Raw genomic sequence first — 15,716 nt, 5'->3', positions numbered from 1 at the left:
GGGCAGGTCAGGATATCGCCATGAGCTTTGAGACTGCAGGTTATCAACTGGCGCCGGTGCTGCCCGAGATCGTGCTCGCGATCGGAGCCATGGCTCTGCTGATGCTGGGCGCCTATCGCGGGCAGGGGACCACGAGCGCGGTCACCTCGCTGGCGGTCGTGCTTCTGGTCGTGGTCGGCGTGCTCGAATACATGCTGCCCGCCGGCAAGCAGGTGACCTTCGGCGGCAGCTTCATCGTCGACGATTTCGCCCGCTTCATGAAGATCCTGGCCCTGATCGGCTCGGCGGTGACGCTGGTGCTGTCGACCGAGTTCCTGTCCGATCCCTCGCGCCGCATCTTCGAATACGCCATCCTGGTGCTGCTCTCGACGCTCGGCATGATGGTGCTGATCTCGGCCGGCGACCTGATCTCGCTCTATCTCGGCCTCGAATTGATGTCGCTGGCGCTCTATGTCGTGGCGGCCTCGAACCGCGACAACGCCAAGTCGACCGAAGCCGGCCTCAAGTACTTCGTGCTCGGCGCGCTGTCCTCGGGCATGCTGCTCTACGGCGCCTCGCTGATCTACGGCTTCACCGGCACGGTCAGCTTCACCGGCATTGCCGCGGCCGCGACGGTTTCGAACGTTGGCCTGTTGTTCGGTCTGGTCTTCCTGCTCGTCGGCCTCTGCTTCAAGGTGTCGGCCGTGCCGTTCCACATGTGGACGCCTGACGTGTACGAGGGCGCGCCGACCCCGGTCACGGCCTTCTTCGCCTCGGCGCCGAAGGTCGCCGCGCTCGCCGTCTTCACCCGCGTCACGCTGACCGCATTCCCCGGCATCGTCTCGCAGTGGCAGCAGATCCTGGTGTTCGTGTCGATCGCCTCGATGGCGCTCGGCTCCTTCGCCGCGATCGGCCAGACCAACATCAAGCGCCTGATGGCCTATTCCTCGATCGGCCACATGGGCTTTGCCCTGGTCGGCCTTGCCTCGGGCACGGTCGAGGGCGCGCAGGGCGTCCTGATGTACATCGTGATCTATGTCGCGATGACGCTCGGCTCGTTCTCGATCATCCTCGCCATGCGCCGCAACGGCCAGGCCGTCGAGCAGATCAGCGATTTCGCAGGTCTGTCGCGCACCAACCCGCTGCTCGCCTTCATGTTCGCGATGCTGCTGTTCTCGCTCGCCGGCATCCCGCCGCTCGCCGGCTTCTTTGCGAAATGGTACGTCTTCGTTGCTGCGATCAAGGCCAACTTGTTCACGCTCGCCGTCGTCGGCGTGCTGACCAGCGTGGTCGGCGCCTACTACTACCTCGCCATCGTCAAGACGATGTATTTCGACGAGCCGGCCGGCCAGGTCGATCCGGTGCGCATCGAAGTGCGGACGGTGCTGGCCGTGGCGGGCCTGTTCAACATCCTGTTCGCGCTGTTCGCAGGCCCCGTGGTGAGCGTCGCCTCCGCCGCGGCAAAGTCGCTGTTCTAGGATGGCCTTCGCGCTCGGTCCTCGCGCAAGAGCTGCGGGCTACAAGCTCGCGGCGTTCGAACGGACCGGCTCGACCAACACCGAGGCGATCGAACGCGCCCGGGCCGGCGAACGCGGCCCGATGTGGTTCGTCACGTCGGAGCAGACCGCCGGCCGCGGCCGCCGGCAGCGCGCCTGGATCGCGCCGAAGGGCAACCTCGCGGCCAGCGTTCTCGAGGTCCTCGACATCGCGCCTGCGGTTGCCGCCACCATCGGGTTTGCCGCCGGGCTGGCCGAAGAGGCCGCGCTGGAGAAAGTCAGCCTGGAAGCCGCCCTGCGCCTCGGCGAGGGCCGTCCCCGCTACGCCCTGAAATGGCCGAACGACGTGCTGGCGAACGGCAAGAAGCTCGTGGGCATCGGCCTGGAGGCGGAGGCCATTGCCGGCCGCCTCGCCATCGTCGTCGGTATCGGCACCAATGTCGTCGCCGCGCCCGAGGGGACGCCCACGCCCGCCATCTCGCTGGCCGCGCTCGGCGTCCAGATCAGCGCCGAGGAGCTGTTCTCGGCGCTATCCGACGCCTGGGTCGAGTTCCGCGGTCTTTGGGACAATGGCCGTGGCTTTGCCGATATCCGAAAACTCTGGCTGGAGCGGGCCGCCGGCCTTGGCGAGCCGGTTGCGATCCACACGGGAGCCACGACGCTGGAAGGCATTTTTGACACCATCGACGACACCGGCTGCCTGATCGTTCGCACCGCCGACGGCCGCCGTGTTCCGGTGGCCGCGGGCGAGGTATTCTTCGGCCCGGTCCGCTCCGTGGGAGCTGCGTAATGGCGAAGCCCGAAGAACTGGTGTTTGCGCCGCTCGGCGGCGTCGGCGAGATCGGCATGAACCTGTCGATCTACGGCCTCGGCAACCGCCAGCAGCGCGCCTGGATGGCGGTCGATCTCGGTGTCTCCTTCGGCGACGAGGAGCATCTGCCGGGCATCGACCTGATCATGCCGGACATCAGCTTCCTGGAGAAGGAGCGCAAGAACCTGATGGGGCTGGTGCTGACCCACGCCCATGAGGATCATTTCGGCGCCATCATCGACCTCTGGCCGAAGCTGAAATGCCCGATCTACGCGACGCAGTTCAGCGCCGCGCTGTTCGAGGCCAAATGTGCCGCCGAGCGCAATGCGCCGAAGATCCCGGTGACGGTGGTGCCGTCCGGCGGCCGCGTCGATGTCGGCCCGTTCAACGTCGAGTTCATTCCCGTCGCGCATTCGATTCCCGAGGCGCATGCGCTGGCGATCCACACCTCGGCCGGCACGGTGCTGCACACCGGCGACTGGAAGATCGACCCGACCCCGACCCTGGGGCAGCCGACCGACGAGAAGCGGCTGCGCGAGCTCGGCGAGGAGGGGCTGCTCGCCCTGATCGGCGATTCCACCAACGCGGTGCGCGACGGCCGCTCGCCCTCGGAAGCCGAGGTCGCCCGCACCATCATCGATCTCGTGAAGTCGGCCAAGGGCCGCGTCGCCGTCACGACCTTCGCCTCCAACGTCGCCCGCATCAAGGCTGTCGCGGCCGCTGCGAAAGCCGCCGATCGCGAGGTCGTCGTGGTCGGACGTGCCATGGAGCGCGTGGTGCAGGTCGCGCGCGAATGCGGCTATCTCGACGGCGTGCAGAATTTCCGTTCGCCCGAGGTCTACGGCCATCTGCCCCAGGACAAGGTGCTGGCGCTGTGCACCGGCAGCCAGGGCGAAGCGCGCGCCGCGCTGGCCCGCATCGCCAATGACGACCACCCCGAGATCACGCTCAACCGCGGCGACAGCGTCATCTTCTCCTCGCGCACCATCCCCGGCAACGAGAAGGCGGTCGGCTCGATCATCAACAATCTGGTGCTGCAGGGCGTCGAGATCATCACCGACCGCGACGCTCTGGTCCACGTCTCCGGCCATCCCCGCCGCGACGAATTGCGCGACATGATCGCCTGGACCAGGCCGCAGCTCCTGATCCCCGTTCATGGCGAAGCCCTGCATCTGCACGAGCACGCCAAGCTGGCGCGCGCCGCCGGCGTGCCGCGCGTGCTGGTCTGCCGCAACGGCGACCTCGTCAAGCTCGGCCCGGGCGATCCCGGCATCGTCGGCGAGGTGCCCTCGGGCCGTCTCTACAAGGACGGCACGATTTTGGAGGATTCCAAGTCGCGTGCCGTGGTCGAGCGCCGTCGCATGGCCTTCTCCGGCTGCGCCTTCGTCGCCATCGCCATGACCGAGCAGGGCGAGCTGGCCGACGATCCCGAGGTCGATCTGGTCGGCATCCCCGAGAAGAACAGGGCGGGCGAGCCCTTCGACGACATCGTCTTCGACGCCGTGATGTCGACGATCGAGGGGCTGCCGAAGGCCCGCCGTCGCGACCCCGACGCCTTGGGCGAGTCGGTGCGACGCGCTGTCCGGTCCGTCATCAACGAACATTGGGGCAAGAAGCCCCCCTGTCTGGTACACGTGCTGACAGTGTAACTGTGTCGGCATGGTCTGTTCTGCGGATCATGCGCTGAGGGAGAAGGAACATGCTGGGTCGCCTCAACCATGTCGCGATCGCGACCAAGGATGCCGTCAAGGCCGCGAAGATCTACGGCACGGCGTTCGGCGCCCAGATCTCGGAAGCCGTGCCGCTGCCCGAGCACGGCGTCATCACGGTGTTCGCCACGCTCCCCAACACCAAGATCGAATTCATCGAGCCGCTCGGCGAGGCCTCGCCGATCGCAAAATTCGTCGAGCGCAACCCCGACGGCGGCATCCACCATGTCTGCTACGAGGTCGTGGACATCATCGCCTCGCGCGACACGCTGGTGAAGGAGGGGGCCCGCGTGCTCGGCGATGGCGTGCCCAAGATCGGCGCCCACGGCAAGCCGGTGCTGTTCCTGCACCCGAAGGACTTTTCCGGCGCGCTGGTCGAAATCGAGCAGGCATAAGGCCGCCCCATGGCCATCCAGATCTCGACCGCGATCGCGATTTACTTCGTCATCTGGTGGATCGCGCTGTTCCTGACGCTGCCATTCGGCGTGCGCAGCCAGCACGAGGACGGCGGCGGCGCGCCCGGCACCGACCCCGGTGCCCCGATCTTGACCCGGATGGGCCGCAAGCTGATCTGGACAACCATCATCTCGGCGATCATCTACGGCGCGGGCCTTGCCGCCTATCACGCCGGCTATCTCTCGATCGAGCACCTTTCGAAATTGATGGGCATGCCGTTTTAGACTTTTTGGATACTGCTTTGGGGGGACGAATGACTTTTCAGAGGATCGTCATCGCGCTTCTGGTGTTGATCGTGGCCGGTCTCGGCGCCGTCGGCTATTTCGAGTGGCGAATGGCGGTGCAGGTGCGCACCCTGAAGGCGTTCGTCGAGGGCTATGTCTTCAACGAAGCCGTCATGGCCTGCGAGCAGGCCAAGAGCTCGACCCCGTTCAAATGGAACGGCGGCAAGAGCACCTCGGTGATCGGCCTCAACTCCGTCAAGCTGGACAAATACACGGTCAGCGCCAGCTACACGCTGGTGGCGGACCTCGTTTATTGTGATTACGATCCGATCAAACGAAAGGCCGAGATCGGCTCGAGCTTCCTGGAGCGGGAGTAACGATCCGGCCATGCCAGGCATGGGATGGGATCGTCATGGTGCAGGGGCAGGGAGACTACCGGATTCTGCATGAGGCGGACTTGCGGGATCATCTCGCAGGCCTGCCGGATCTGACGGCGCGCCTCGGCGGCGATCCGGCTGCCTGGGACATTACCGAGGTCGGCGACGGCAACCTCAACCTCGTCTTCATCGTCAAGGGCACGAGCGGCGGCGTCGCCGTGAAGCAGGCGCTGCCTTATGTCCGCCTCGTCGGCGAGAGCTGGCCGCTGCCGCTGTCGCGGGCCCACTACGAATATCTCGCGTTGTCACGCCAGGCGGAGCTCGCACCCGGCCTCGTGCCGGCTCTGCTGCATCACGACGAGACTCTCGCGCTGACGGTGATGGAGCTGCTCGAGCCCCACATCATCATGCGCAAGGGGCTGGTCGCGGGCAGGCAATATCCCGGCTTCGCCGGTGACATCACCACCTTCATGGCGCGGACGCTGTTCTTCACCTCCGACCTTGCGCTGTCGGCGGCCGAGAAGAAGCAGGGCATTGCGGCCTTCGCCGGCAACCATGCGCTCTGCAAGATCACCGAGGACCTGATCTTCACCGATCCCTACCGCATCGCCGAGCAGAACCGCTGGACCGCGCCCTATCTCGATGCGCTCGCCGCCAGCCTGCGCGACGACATGGAGCTGCACGTTGCCGTCTCCCGGCTGAAGCTGAAATTCATGGCAAGCCCCGAGGCGCTGCTCCATGGCGACCTCCACACCGGTTCTATCATGGTCACGGCCAGCCAGACGCGGGTGATCGATCCCGAATTCGCGTTCTATGGCCCGATGGGGTTCGACGTCGGCGCCGTGCTCGCCAACCTCCTGATGGCTTATTTCGCCTCCGCCGGCCACGAGCGCGCCCCAGGCGAGCGGGCCGCGTTCGAGGCCTGGGTGCTGGAGACGATCGAGCAGGTCTGGATCGGGTTTGCCCGCAAGTTTCTGGAGCTCTGGCGCGCAGGGGGCACTGGCGATGCCTATCCGGTCTCGCTCTTTGCCGGCCCGCAGGGCGCGACGCGCCTCGAGGCCGAGCGCCAGACCTACATGCAGCGCCTGTTCACTGAGGCCGTCGGCTTCGCCGCCGCAAAGACCATCCGCCGCATCTTCGGCCTCGCCCATAACATCGACTTCGAGCTGATCGAGGATGCGAAGACGCGGGCGATCAGCGAAGCACGCGCGGTGCGGCTGGCGCGGGCGATGATGGTGGAGACCGGGACTTTTCGGACGATCGGCGATGTGACGGGCGCCGCGCGGAAGCTGCGGGACTGGATGCCGGAATTGTCGGGCTGACGAAGACTTTCTGCGAGGAGGGGGCTCCACACTCCGTCATTGCGAGCGTAGCGAAGCAATCCAGAATCCCTCCGCGGAAAGAATCTAGATTGCTTCGTCGCAAGAGTTCGTCGCAATGACGTGGCGAAGCCTTCGCTCGCAATGGCGGGGGAGGCCGCGGACGGTTGCCAACGGTGACCCATCGTCATGTTCGTTCGATGACGCACCGCGTCAATCGGCGGCTTGCACTGGCCGCGGGATGCAACCTGTGTCCTCGAGGTCTCCGTCGAAGGGCTGCCATCTGGAACCGGGATAGGTCACCACCAAAACGAAGCTTGCGTTCGACGGGTGACGAATGATCAAATCCCTGATCGGCACGCACCTGCGTTGTTGGGGGACTCATGATGTTCAGGATGATTGCGATCGTTGCGGGGATTGGGCTGGCGCTGGCCGCCACGGCGGAGGCCCAGACGCCGCGCAGGGGCGGAACCATCCGCATGACCGCGCCGTATGGCTCGAGCTTCACGAGTCTCGACATTCACACCACGCAGCGCGCCCAGGACGAGATCTACGCCAAGGCGCTGCATCGCTCGCTCTACATCTGGAATTCGGCGGAAGGAAAGCCGGTTCTGGAGCTCGCCAAGGAGGACGTGGTCTCGGGCGGAGGCCTGGTTCATACCTTCAAGCTGCGCGACGACGCCTATTTCCACAACGGCCGGAAGATGACCGCGGACGATGTCATCTGGTCCTACAACCGCATCATGGACGGCACCAAGGCCTTTCCCGGTGCGCGCTTCGTGCGCGTCATCGAGGGGGCCGCGGCGGTCGAGAAGGGCCAGGCCAAGGAGATCTCCGGCCTGAAGAAGATCGACGATTTCACCATCGAGATGAAGCTGACAGAGAAGGTCGATCCCGGCTTCTACTTCTTCACCGCGCTGACCTCGATCTATCCCGCCGACGAAGGCGCCAAGGAGAGCTTCATCCAGAAGCCGATCGGTCTCGGGCCGTTCAAATTCGTCGAGCACGTGCCGGGATCGCGCATCGTGCTGGAGCGATGGGACCGGTTCTACAAGCCGGGCAAGCCTTATGCCGACAAGGTCATCGTGTCGATCATGGCCGAGGCCGCGGCCCGCGACGTCGCCTTCCGCAACAAGGAGATCGACACCTCGGTGCTGGGACCTGCGCAATACGTGGCGTATCAGTCCGACGCCGCCCTCAAGGGCACCATCGTCGAGGTCGCCGAGGTCTTCACGCGCTACATGGGCATGAATCCCTCGTTCAAGCCGTTTTCCGACAAGCGCGTGAGGCAGGCGATCAACTACGCGATCGATACCGATCTGATCATCAACAAGCTGGTCAAGGGCAAGGCCTATCGCGCCACCAGCTGGCTGCCGCTGACCTCGCCCGCCTATGACAAGGCGATGAAGCCTTACGCCTACGATCCCGCCAAGGCCAAGCAGCTGCTCGCCGAGGCCGGCTACCCCTCAGGCTTCGAATTCGAATGGACCACCAGCCAGAACGAAAGCTGGGGCCTGCCGATCGTGTCGGCCGTGATCCCGATGCTGGACAAGGTCGGCATCAAGGTGAAGGTGAAGCAGGTCGAGACCGCGGTGCTGGCGGAGGTGGTGCGCAGCGGCGACTATCAGGCCTTCATCTATTCCCAGGCCAGCGGTCCTGACCCGCTGGCCGCCCTCAAATGCTTCCACTCGGCGACGCCGCAGCCGGCCTGCAACTACATGACCTACAAGAACGCCGATTTCGACAAGATCGTCGACCAGGCAGGGCAGGCCGACGACGGCGCAAGGCGCATCGAATTGCTGCAAAAGGCCAATGCGCTGCTCTATGACGAGGCGCCGGTCTGGTTCTTCAACTACAACAAGGCGGTCATGGCGGTGCAGCCGTGGCTGAAGGGAGTTCAGCTGAATGCGACGGAGCTGACTCACCAGAACGTCGAAGACCTCTGGGTCGACGAGACCTCGCCCGCGAAGTGACAGACGCTCTCGCGCTCCCTCCATCGTAGCGAACGGTGGAGGGGGAGAGGAAAGTGCCGATGCTCTCGTTCCTGTTCCGTCGCCTGCTGCAGACCATTCCGACCGTGCTCGCGGTCGTGCTGCTGGTCTTCGTGCTGTTCAGCGTCGTTCCCGGCAGCATCGTCTCCTCCATGAGCGACGATAGCGATCCCCAGGTCGAGCTGCGGATGAAGAAGCAGCTCGGCCTCGACGATCCCGTCTATGTGCGGTTCGGCGCCTACATTGCCAAGCTCGCGACCGGTGATTTCGGGACGTCGTTCCGGACCCGCGAGCCTGTTACGACCATGATCGCCAAGCGGGCATGGCCGACGCTGCAGCTCGTCTTCGCCGCCATGGCGTTTGCCGTCGTCGTCGGTGTGCCGCTGGGTTTCATCGCGGCGCTGAAGCCGGGCGGCATCGTCGATACGCTTGCGATGGTCGTTGCCGTGTCGGGCCTGTCCATCGCCAAATTCTGGCTCGGGCTGGTCCTGATGTACCTGTTCGCGCTGAAGCTCGGCTGGCTGCCGAGTTTCGGCTACGGCGACGGCGGATTGAAATATCTGCTGCTGCCGGCCGTGACGCTCGGGGTGTCGCCGATGGCGCTGTTTGCCCGGACGACCCGCGCCGCGGTCCTGGAGATCATGACCGCTGATTTCGTCCGCACCGCGCGCTCCAAGGGCATGAGCGAGACGAGGGTGGTGAAATGGCATGTGATGCGCAACGCGCTCGTCATCATCCTCACCACCGTCGGCCTGCAATTCGGCGCCTTGATGGGGCAGGCGGTCGTGGTCGAAAAACTGTTCTCCTGGCCGGGGATCGGCTCGCTGCTGGTCGACAGCGTCCTGCAGCGGGACATCCCGGCCGTGCAGGGCTCCATTCTCGTGGTGGTGCTGGCCTTCCTCGCGATCAATCTCTTGATCGACGTGCTCTACGGCGTGATCGATCCCAGGATCCGATACGCATGAAGCTCCGCGCCAATCTCGTCATCGGGGGTTCGCTGTTCGCGCTTGCGATCCTGGTCGGCCTGCTCGCGCCCTGGCTCGCGCACACCGATCCCGTCATGGATGCCAATCTCATGAACGCGGAAGAGCCGCCGAGCTGGACCTGGTGGTTCGGCACCGACGACCAGGGCCGCGACATCTATTCCCGCGTCGTCTACGGCGCACGCGTCTCGCTGACGGTCGGGATCATCTCGCAGCTCATCAACAGCGTCATCGGCGTGGCCTTGGGGCTGAGCGCCGGCTATTTCGGCGGCTGGTGGGACGATGTCGTCAACGCCCTGACCAACCTCATGCTCGCGATCCCGTCGCTGATCTTCGCGCTGGCGATCATGGCGGTGCTCGGCCCCGGCCTGACCAGCCTGTTGATCGCGCTCGGGCTGACCAACTGGTCCTTCACCTGCCGGATCGCGCGGGCCTCGGCGCTGTCGCTGCGGAGCCAGGGTTATGTGCAGGCGGCGACCGTGCTCGGCTACGGCGATCTGCGCATCATGATCACGCAGCTGCTGCCGAACATGCTCGGGCCGCTGATCGTGATCGGCACGCTCGGCATGGGCAGCGCGGTGTTGTCGGAGGCCGCCTTGTCGTTCCTCGGCCTTGGCGTCCGTCCGCCCTTCCCAAGCTGGGGCAGCATGCTGTCGGAAGCCCGCGAGCAGATCACGACGGCGCCGTGGCTCTCGATCTTTCCGGGCCTCGCCATCTTCCTGACCGTGCTCGGCCTCAATCTGCTCGGCGACGGCCTGCGCGACATCCTCGATCCCCAATCGCGGAGCCGGCGCACATGACCGGCACGCCGCTGCTCGAGGTCGAGGACCTCAAGCTCGATCTCGATACCGGATCGGGGCGCGTTGCGGCGGCCGAGGGCGTTTCGTTCCGCATCGACCGCGGCGAGACCTTCGGCCTCGTCGGCGAATCCGGCTGCGGCAAGAGCATCACGGCGCTGGCCCTGATCGGCCTGCTGCGGCACCCCTTGTCGATCGGCGGCGGCGTCATCCGTTTCGAGGGCCGGGAGATCCAGCACCTGTCGGCCGCCAGACAGCGCGATCTGCGCGGCAACCGGATCGCGATGATCTTCCAGGAGCCGATGACGGCGCTGAACCCGGTCTCGCCCGTGGGCCGGCAGATCGCCGAGATGTTCGTGCTGCACAAGGGCAAGAGCTGGCGGGAGGCCGACCGGCTCGCGGTCGAGGCGCTGGCGAATGTCCGCGTGCCTGCGCCCGAGCGGCGCGTGAAAGACTATCCGCACCAGCTGTCGGGCGGCATGCGCCAGCGCGTGATGATCGCCATCGCGCTCGCCTGCGGTCCGGATCTGCTGATCGCCGACGAGCCGACCACGGCTCTCGACGTCACCGTGCAGGCCGAGATCATCGAGCTGATGCGGAATTTGTGCGCGGAGCGGGGAACCGCCATCCTGATGATCAGCCACGATCTCGGCCTCGTCGCCAATGTCTGTCGCCGCGTCGCCGTGATGTATGCCGGCCGCATCGTCGAGGAGCGCGGCTCGGCCGATATCTTCCGCGCGCCCTCGCACCCCTATACGCAGGGCCTCGTCGCCTCGCTGCCGCGGCTCGGCAGCCGCGCTGCGCTCGGCCGCGCCAGGCTCCAGGAGATCGCGGGCGTCGTTCCCGCCATCACCCATTTCCCCGATGGCTGCCGGTTCAATCCGCGCTGCGCGCAGGCGACCGAGATTTGCCGTACCGCGGCTCCGGATGTGGATTTGCTGGAGGCGGGCGGGTTGGTGAGGTGCCATCACCATGCATGAGCCGCACGACATGCCGGGTGAGGGAAGGCCGGACGACGATCTCATTCTCAGCGTTAGGGATCTCGCGGTTCATTTTCCGCTTGGCGGCGGCTTGCTGGGGGGCGGCAAGCGGCTGCTCCGGGCCGTCGACGGCGTCGATCTCAGCTTGAAGCGCGGCGAGTGCCTCGGCCTCGTCGGCGAGTCCGGCTCGGGCAAGTCGACGGTCGCCTTGTCGATCCTCGGCCTGCTGGCGCCGACGCGCGGCCGCATCACGGTGGACGGGCAGGTGGTGACGAGCCGCCAATCCGGCGATCGCAAGGCGCTCGCCCGCACCGTGCAGATCGTGTTTCAGGATCCCTATGCCTCGCTCAACCCGCGCCAGACCGTTCGCCGCACGCTGGAGGATCCCCTGCGCGTGCACGGGGTCACCGCGAAGAGCGAAATCGAGGACCGCGTCGCGACGATGCTGCGCCATGTCGGCCTGCGGCCCGAGCAGGCCGACCGCTACCCGCACGAATTCTCCGGCGGCCAGCGCCAGCGTATCGGCATTGCGCGCGCGTTGATCCTCAATCCCAAGATCGTGATCTGCGACGAGCCGGTGTCGGCGCTCGACGTCTCGATCCGCGCACAGATCATCAATCTGCTGCTGGAGCTGAAGGATACGCTCGGCCTGTCCTACATCATGATCAGCCACGACCTCGGCGTCGTCGAGCACATGAGTGACCGCGTCGCCGTGATGTATCTCGGCCGCATCGTCGAGAACGGCGACTGGCGCGAGATCTTCGAACGGCCCGCGCACCCCTATACGCGTGCACTGATCGCGGCCATCCCGGATCCCTTGCACCATGCTCCGCTGGCGACGACAGGGGGCGACCTTCCCAACCCGCTGAATCCGCCTGACGGCTGCGCCTTCAGCCCGCGCTGCCGCTATGCGGAAGATGTCTGCCGTCGCGAGCCGGGGCCAGTGCTGGAGACGCGGCCCGACGGACATGCGGTGCGGTGCTGGCGGAGTGAGGAGCTTGCGGGACGGGTGGCCGCGGCGGCGGATTAGGACGTAAACTCATAATGCCGCGGATGTCCGGTTCTAAGATCGAAGCGGAATGATTGCGTTCTTCAGAGTACGACTGGTTTTGACCCGAAGCGGACATCCTCTGTTTATGGAAAATTGAGCATTCACTGTGATCTCGGTTGACGGAGCGCTCCTCTGCAACCGACAAGTGGCCTTGGGGGTGTCAGGTCATTTGTCGCCCGCTCCGAACCGAGATTGGCCGTGAAATCTATCTGCAAAACCGCAGTTTTGGCTCAACTTGTTGCTGCGAGCTTATGTGTCGGGGCGTGTTCTCCCCAGGAGGACGCCCATCTCACTTGTGCGACGACTATTTTTGTCGCGGACAAGCTTATGGAAACGGGCAAAGTCCCCAATGACCTTGCGCTACGACAAAAAGCCAACGACGCTGAGGTCAACCATCAGAACGCCTCTGCGACTTTCCGAAGGTTGGACACACGTGAGCCTGAAGGTGAGCATGAACGTCTGATGGAGCTTGCGTTCATCTTTGGGAAGGAACGTGATCGAATTCTCAATGAGCTATCACCGAAGGAAGTTGTCGCCCGGGCGAAGACTTGCATCGAACAAGCACCTCCGAAGGGGCGAGGGTTTCCGCGTCCGGATGGCAGCTTTTGACAGGACGGGCACGGCTACGCTGCGCAGTAGCTCATTGTTCGCGCTAGGAGACGCGGAGGTTTCCGGTGTGGGATATTCGATGGTTTAGAGACCTAGCCTACTTATGGGGTACCGTAGCGTTACTCTCCTTTATTCCTGCCCTGATCGTTGGCGCAGCAATTGGGCGGCTTGTGGGACGATGGTTTCTGTGCGTCCTTCTTAGCTATGCCGCCGCCATAGCGCTCCTCGCTCTTACGCGCGTTCAGCAAGGCTTCCGTCACCCTCCGAGTTTGATCGAGCTGCTTGCCTATTCCGCAGTGTTTGCTCTGCCGCCGATTTTGGCCTTCGCATCTGTGGGATACCTGGTCGGACGCAAGTTCAAAGAGCGGCGCGATCTGAAATCCCGCTGATTGGCGAGCAGCCTAATGTCTGCGATTGGCCCGTTTGAGACATGCCGGAGCGGTCGAACACTGTAGTTCACAGGCGTAGACCGGAAGCGAACGGCACGCGCCCAAAGTGACGCGATTGACCTGAAGCGGACCTCGGCTGCTTCATTCATAGTTGAGAATTTGGCGCGATATTGGTTGACCAAAATAGCTCGCACAACCTTGTTGGGCACCTTGAAGTTCGCCGCAAATGGGTTTCGCACGATGCCGATTATGCCACTGTTTTTCGTTCGGCTTGGCGCTCTAGTCGCGATCAGCCTTTGCCTAGCTGGCTGCGGGCGGTCCGAGAGCTACCGATACAAACTGACACTGTCAGTCAACACGCCGGAAGGCATTAAGCGGAGCTCAAGCGTAACTGAGTGGGATTTTCGGCAAGTCTCAATCCCTGCTCGTGGAACCCCGCACAGGCTTCGCGGCCAAGCTCTGTATCTGGACCTCGGCCCCAATGCGAGGCCGCTAATCGCTTTGCTCACCAGTCACCTTCACGAAAAGCCGGGCGGCGTTATTTGGGATTGGTCTGGCGCTGGCTTAGTGTCTAAGTTCCACGGTCTGCAGACAGAATTTGGAAATGACGATGCTTTTTTGGATTGGGTCGCGCGCCTTTCCCACGTGCGGGGTCCGGTAAGGATTACTCCTGCCGACCTGCCTGATCTCGTGACATTCGCTGACATCAATGATCCGATGAGCGTGATCGAGGTCAATCCGAACGATCTTCAGGCGGCGCTGGGCCAGAACGTCACTTGGAACGAGATCACGCTTGATATGACGGATGAGCCGGTCACGACGAGTATCAAGTCAAAGTTGCCGTGGTTGTCTGAATATCAAGCGAAGAACTTCAGGCTTGATGGGTCAAAGTACGGGACAAGCCGTACGATCACAAACCAGTTGAGTTCATACGATTTCGATCAAACCTACTGATTTAGTGGGAACGCACGGGGCGGCAACGCGAGGCAGGCCTAATTCTGCTTCTGGCCCGGAGCTGTCTGTAAGGGCAGCGCAGAGCGCGTCTGCTCTGCCCCCGAAGTCAGACGTCAACTTGTTCTGCTATCGCGAGCGCGTCGTCGACCTCGATGCCAAGATATCGGACGGTGCTCTCGATCTTCGTATGCCCCAGAAGGAGCTGTACGGCTCGCAGGTTGCCAGTTCGGCGATAGATCAAGGTCGCCTTGGTCCGGCGAAGGGAATGCGTCCCGAACAGGTGCGGGTCTGGTCCGATATCGGCGATCCAGTGAGATAGGAGCCGGGCATACTGGCGGGTCGTCATATGTCCACTCCGCCGCCGGCCAGTGAACAAATACTCTCCTGACTTCTTGCCTGTAATCCGTAAGAAGTCGTCGATTGCCTGCCGGGGCGATTCCGTCAATTCAAATTTGACTGGCCGGCCGGTCTTCTTCTGTCGGACGGTCGCGCGGTCGGCCGAATATCCGCCTGGCGCAAGGTCATCGACTTTCAAGGCTACGACGTCGCAGCCGCGGAGCTTGCTATCGATTGCGACGTTGAACAGCGCCAGATCGCGCATTCGGCCTTCGACCTGGAGCTTGGTTCGGATTGACCAGACGTGCTTCGGACGGAGCGGCGGCTTTGCTCCGACAATCTTTCCCTTGTTCCAAGGAACGTGCTTCGAGACAGCGGGGATGGTGCTTGTGGTAGCGGTCATGTCGACCTCCTCAGCTAGTGAGGCTGGTCATTTTCCGCCGGGAGCCCTTCTAGTTCAGCGTTCGCTTTTAGATGATTGAAGACGTACTTACGTCCAATTCGAACTATGCCGGACCGATTTTATTTCGAAGCGGGCATTGCAGCCTGCGAACAAGGCCCCTTCGCCAAGCAACCTTCTCAAACCAAGGTCCGCTCGCAACAGATCAATGGCAAATCCGCAGGCATGCAACTTTGCCAGGACTGCCTTTCGTTGTATGCATACGTAAGGATGATCTAGCGATCCATTACTCGTTAACAGAGAATCACCTAGAGATTGTGCATGTCCCTCGTGGAGTTGCAATGGCACATTCTGAGCGTCAAATCATCCAACAGAACTCGGAGCCGGGCGATAAAGGTCATCTTGCAGCGATGCGCCTCGAGAAATTTCGTGCCGCTGCGATCGAACATTTGCGCAGTGGCCAACTACTGAAGGCACAGTCTTGCGTCAAAGAAGCATTCAAGCTCGATGCGGAGAGCGCTGAAAGCCTTCACCTCATGGCCGTTGTAGACGCTGCCGCCGGTCGCGCGGACAGAGCAATAGATTGGGCCTCCCGTGCGATCCGGAAAGATCCCCAACCTGTCTACTTGGCCACGCTGGGCAATGCGCTTGCGGCTGCTGGCCGCCTTGAAGAGGCCTTGAGGGTCTGCGACAAGGCAATAGAGGTCAAGTCCAGCGATGCCGAGCTTTGGCGGCAGATGGGAGATGCGCTGATCCAGGCTCGAAGAAGCAGCGAAGCTCTACTTTGCTTTCGTCGCGCGTTCGAACTTGATCCGGGGCATGCTGACGCTGCGTATAAGGCAGGCCACCTTCTGC

16 protein-coding genes are annotated in these 15,716 nt (G+C 63.6%); 15 read left to right on the top strand and 1 reads right to left on the bottom strand.

All coding sequences use genetic code 11. From position 1 onward, the window contains the following. The first annotated feature begins 20 nt into the window (after positions 1-20). From nuoN to UNPF46_RS13415, 14 genes are all read left to right on the top strand, one after another. Positions 21-1,457 (top strand): NADH-quinone oxidoreductase subunit NuoN, encoded by a 1,437-nt coding sequence (gene nuoN / locus UNPF46_RS13480; protein ID WP_142250334.1) that lies wholly within the window; start codon positions 21-23, stop codon positions 1,455-1,457. 1 nt (position 1,458) lies between these two features. Next, positions 1,459-2,265 carry a biotin--[acetyl-CoA-carboxylase] ligase gene (locus UNPF46_RS13475; protein ID WP_142250333.1) on the top strand — a complete coding sequence of 269 codons (807 nt, stop codon included), beginning with the start codon at positions 1,459-1,461 and terminating at the stop codon, positions 2,263-2,265. Further along, entirely contained in the window at positions 2,265-3,935 is a 1,671-nt protein-coding gene (locus UNPF46_RS13470; RefSeq protein ID WP_142250332.1) for a ribonuclease J, read from the top strand. The genes UNPF46_RS13475 and UNPF46_RS13470 overlap by 1 nt, the downstream gene beginning before the upstream one ends. Before the next feature lie 50 nt (positions 3,936-3,985). Beyond that, entirely contained in the window at positions 3,986-4,390 is a 405-nt protein-coding gene (gene mce / locus UNPF46_RS13465) for a methylmalonyl-CoA epimerase (RefSeq protein WP_097662509.1), read from the top strand. Between the two features lie 9 nt (positions 4,391-4,399). Continuing rightward, complete coding sequence (locus tag UNPF46_RS13460) at positions 4,400-4,675, top strand: DUF1467 family protein (protein ID WP_142250331.1); 276 nt, start codon at positions 4,400-4,402, stop codon at positions 4,673-4,675. Positions 4,676-4,704: 29 nt separating this feature from the next. Then, the gene (locus UNPF46_RS13455) at positions 4,705-5,052 is read left to right on the top strand and encodes a hypothetical protein (protein ID WP_100179696.1); all 348 of its coding nucleotides are present in this window, start codon (positions 4,705-4,707) and stop codon (positions 5,050-5,052) included. Positions 5,053-5,087: 35 nt separating this feature from the next. Further along, positions 5,088-6,374 (top strand): S-methyl-5-thioribose kinase, encoded by a 1,287-nt coding sequence (gene mtnK / locus UNPF46_RS13450; protein WP_142250330.1) that lies wholly within the window; start codon positions 5,088-5,090, stop codon positions 6,372-6,374. Between the two features lie 380 nt (positions 6,375-6,754). Further along, on the top strand, positions 6,755-8,344 hold the full coding sequence (locus UNPF46_RS13445; protein ID WP_142250329.1) for an ABC transporter substrate-binding protein: 1,590 nt from the start codon (positions 6,755-6,757) through the stop codon (positions 8,342-8,344). Positions 8,345-8,403: 59 nt separating this feature from the next. Next, on the top strand, positions 8,404-9,327 hold the full coding sequence (locus UNPF46_RS13440) for an ABC transporter permease (RefSeq protein ID WP_100179699.1): 924 nt from the start codon (positions 8,404-8,406) through the stop codon (positions 9,325-9,327). Continuing rightward, complete coding sequence (locus UNPF46_RS13435) at positions 9,324-10,145, top strand: ABC transporter permease (protein ID WP_100179700.1); 822 nt, start codon at positions 9,324-9,326, stop codon at positions 10,143-10,145. Before UNPF46_RS13440 ends, UNPF46_RS13435 begins: the two co-directional genes overlap by 4 nt. Beyond that, entirely contained in the window at positions 10,142-11,122 is a 981-nt protein-coding gene (locus tag UNPF46_RS13430) for an ABC transporter ATP-binding protein (RefSeq protein ID WP_142250328.1), read from the top strand. Before UNPF46_RS13435 ends, UNPF46_RS13430 begins: the two co-directional genes overlap by 4 nt. Continuing rightward, a complete protein-coding gene (locus tag UNPF46_RS13425; RefSeq protein ID WP_142250327.1) occupies positions 11,115-12,152 on the top strand; it encodes an ABC transporter ATP-binding protein in 1,038 nt (345 codons plus the stop codon). Before UNPF46_RS13430 ends, UNPF46_RS13425 begins: the two co-directional genes overlap by 8 nt. Positions 12,153-12,371: 219 nt before the next feature. Then, entirely contained in the window at positions 12,372-12,782 is a 411-nt protein-coding gene (locus tag UNPF46_RS13420) for a hypothetical protein (protein ID WP_142250326.1), read from the top strand. Positions 12,783-13,420: 638 nt separating this feature from the next. Next, positions 13,421-14,125: a hypothetical protein gene (locus UNPF46_RS13415; RefSeq protein ID WP_142250325.1), complete on the top strand. Its 705-nt coding sequence runs from the start codon at positions 13,421-13,423 to the stop codon at positions 14,123-14,125. Positions 14,126-14,231: 106 nt separating this feature from the next. Here UNPF46_RS13415 and UNPF46_RS13410 read toward each other — a convergent pair whose 3' ends face one another. After that, positions 14,232-14,864, bottom strand: a complete 633-nt coding sequence (locus tag UNPF46_RS13410) for a tyrosine-type recombinase/integrase (RefSeq protein ID WP_142250324.1) — start codon at positions 14,862-14,864, stop codon at positions 14,232-14,234. Positions 14,865-15,202: 338 nt separating this feature from the next. Between UNPF46_RS13410 and UNPF46_RS13405 the strand changes: the two genes are divergently transcribed. Next, positions 15,203-15,716: tetratricopeptide repeat protein (locus UNPF46_RS13405; RefSeq protein WP_181769913.1), on the top strand; the 514-nt coding region annotated here is incomplete at its 3' end.

The organism is Bradyrhizobium sp. UNPF46 (assembly GCF_006658625.1).
Taxonomy (GTDB): Bacteria; Pseudomonadota; Alphaproteobacteria; order Rhizobiales; family Xanthobacteraceae; genus Bradyrhizobium; species Bradyrhizobium nitroreducens.
This window is presented reverse-complemented; position numbering and strand designations above follow the sequence as displayed.

Coding starts and splice junctions, on each gene's coding strand:
- UNPF46_RS13470 (WP_142250332.1), top strand. CDS start 2,265: ATGGCGAAGCCCGAAGAACTGGTGTTTGCGCCGCTCGGCGGCGTCGGC.
- nuoN (WP_142250334.1), top strand. CDS start 21: ATGAGCTTTGAGACTGCAGGTTATCAACTGGCGCCGGTGCTGCCCGAG.
- UNPF46_RS13460 (WP_142250331.1), top strand. CDS start 4,400: ATGGCCATCCAGATCTCGACCGCGATCGCGATTTACTTCGTCATCTGG.
- UNPF46_RS13435 (WP_100179700.1), top strand. CDS start 9,324: ATGAAGCTCCGCGCCAATCTCGTCATCGGGGGTTCGCTGTTCGCGCTT.
- UNPF46_RS13475 (WP_142250333.1), top strand. CDS start 1,459: ATGGCCTTCGCGCTCGGTCCTCGCGCAAGAGCTGCGGGCTACAAGCTC.
- UNPF46_RS13425 (WP_142250327.1), top strand. CDS start 11,115: ATGCATGAGCCGCACGACATGCCGGGTGAGGGAAGGCCGGACGACGAT.
- mtnK (WP_142250330.1), top strand. CDS start 5,088: ATGGTGCAGGGGCAGGGAGACTACCGGATTCTGCATGAGGCGGACTTG.
- UNPF46_RS13430 (WP_142250328.1), top strand. CDS start 10,142: ATGACCGGCACGCCGCTGCTCGAGGTCGAGGACCTCAAGCTCGATCTC.
- UNPF46_RS13445 (WP_142250329.1), top strand. CDS start 6,755: ATGATGTTCAGGATGATTGCGATCGTTGCGGGGATTGGGCTGGCGCTG.
- UNPF46_RS13410 (WP_142250324.1), bottom strand. CDS start 14,864: ATGACCGCTACCACAAGCACCATCCCCGCTGTCTCGAAGCACGTTCCT.
- mce (WP_097662509.1), top strand. CDS start 3,986: ATGCTGGGTCGCCTCAACCATGTCGCGATCGCGACCAAGGATGCCGTC.
- UNPF46_RS13415 (WP_142250325.1), top strand. CDS start 13,421: ATGCCACTGTTTTTCGTTCGGCTTGGCGCTCTAGTCGCGATCAGCCTT.
- UNPF46_RS13455 (WP_100179696.1), top strand. CDS start 4,705: ATGACTTTTCAGAGGATCGTCATCGCGCTTCTGGTGTTGATCGTGGCC.
- UNPF46_RS13440 (WP_100179699.1), top strand. CDS start 8,404: ATGCTCTCGTTCCTGTTCCGTCGCCTGCTGCAGACCATTCCGACCGTG.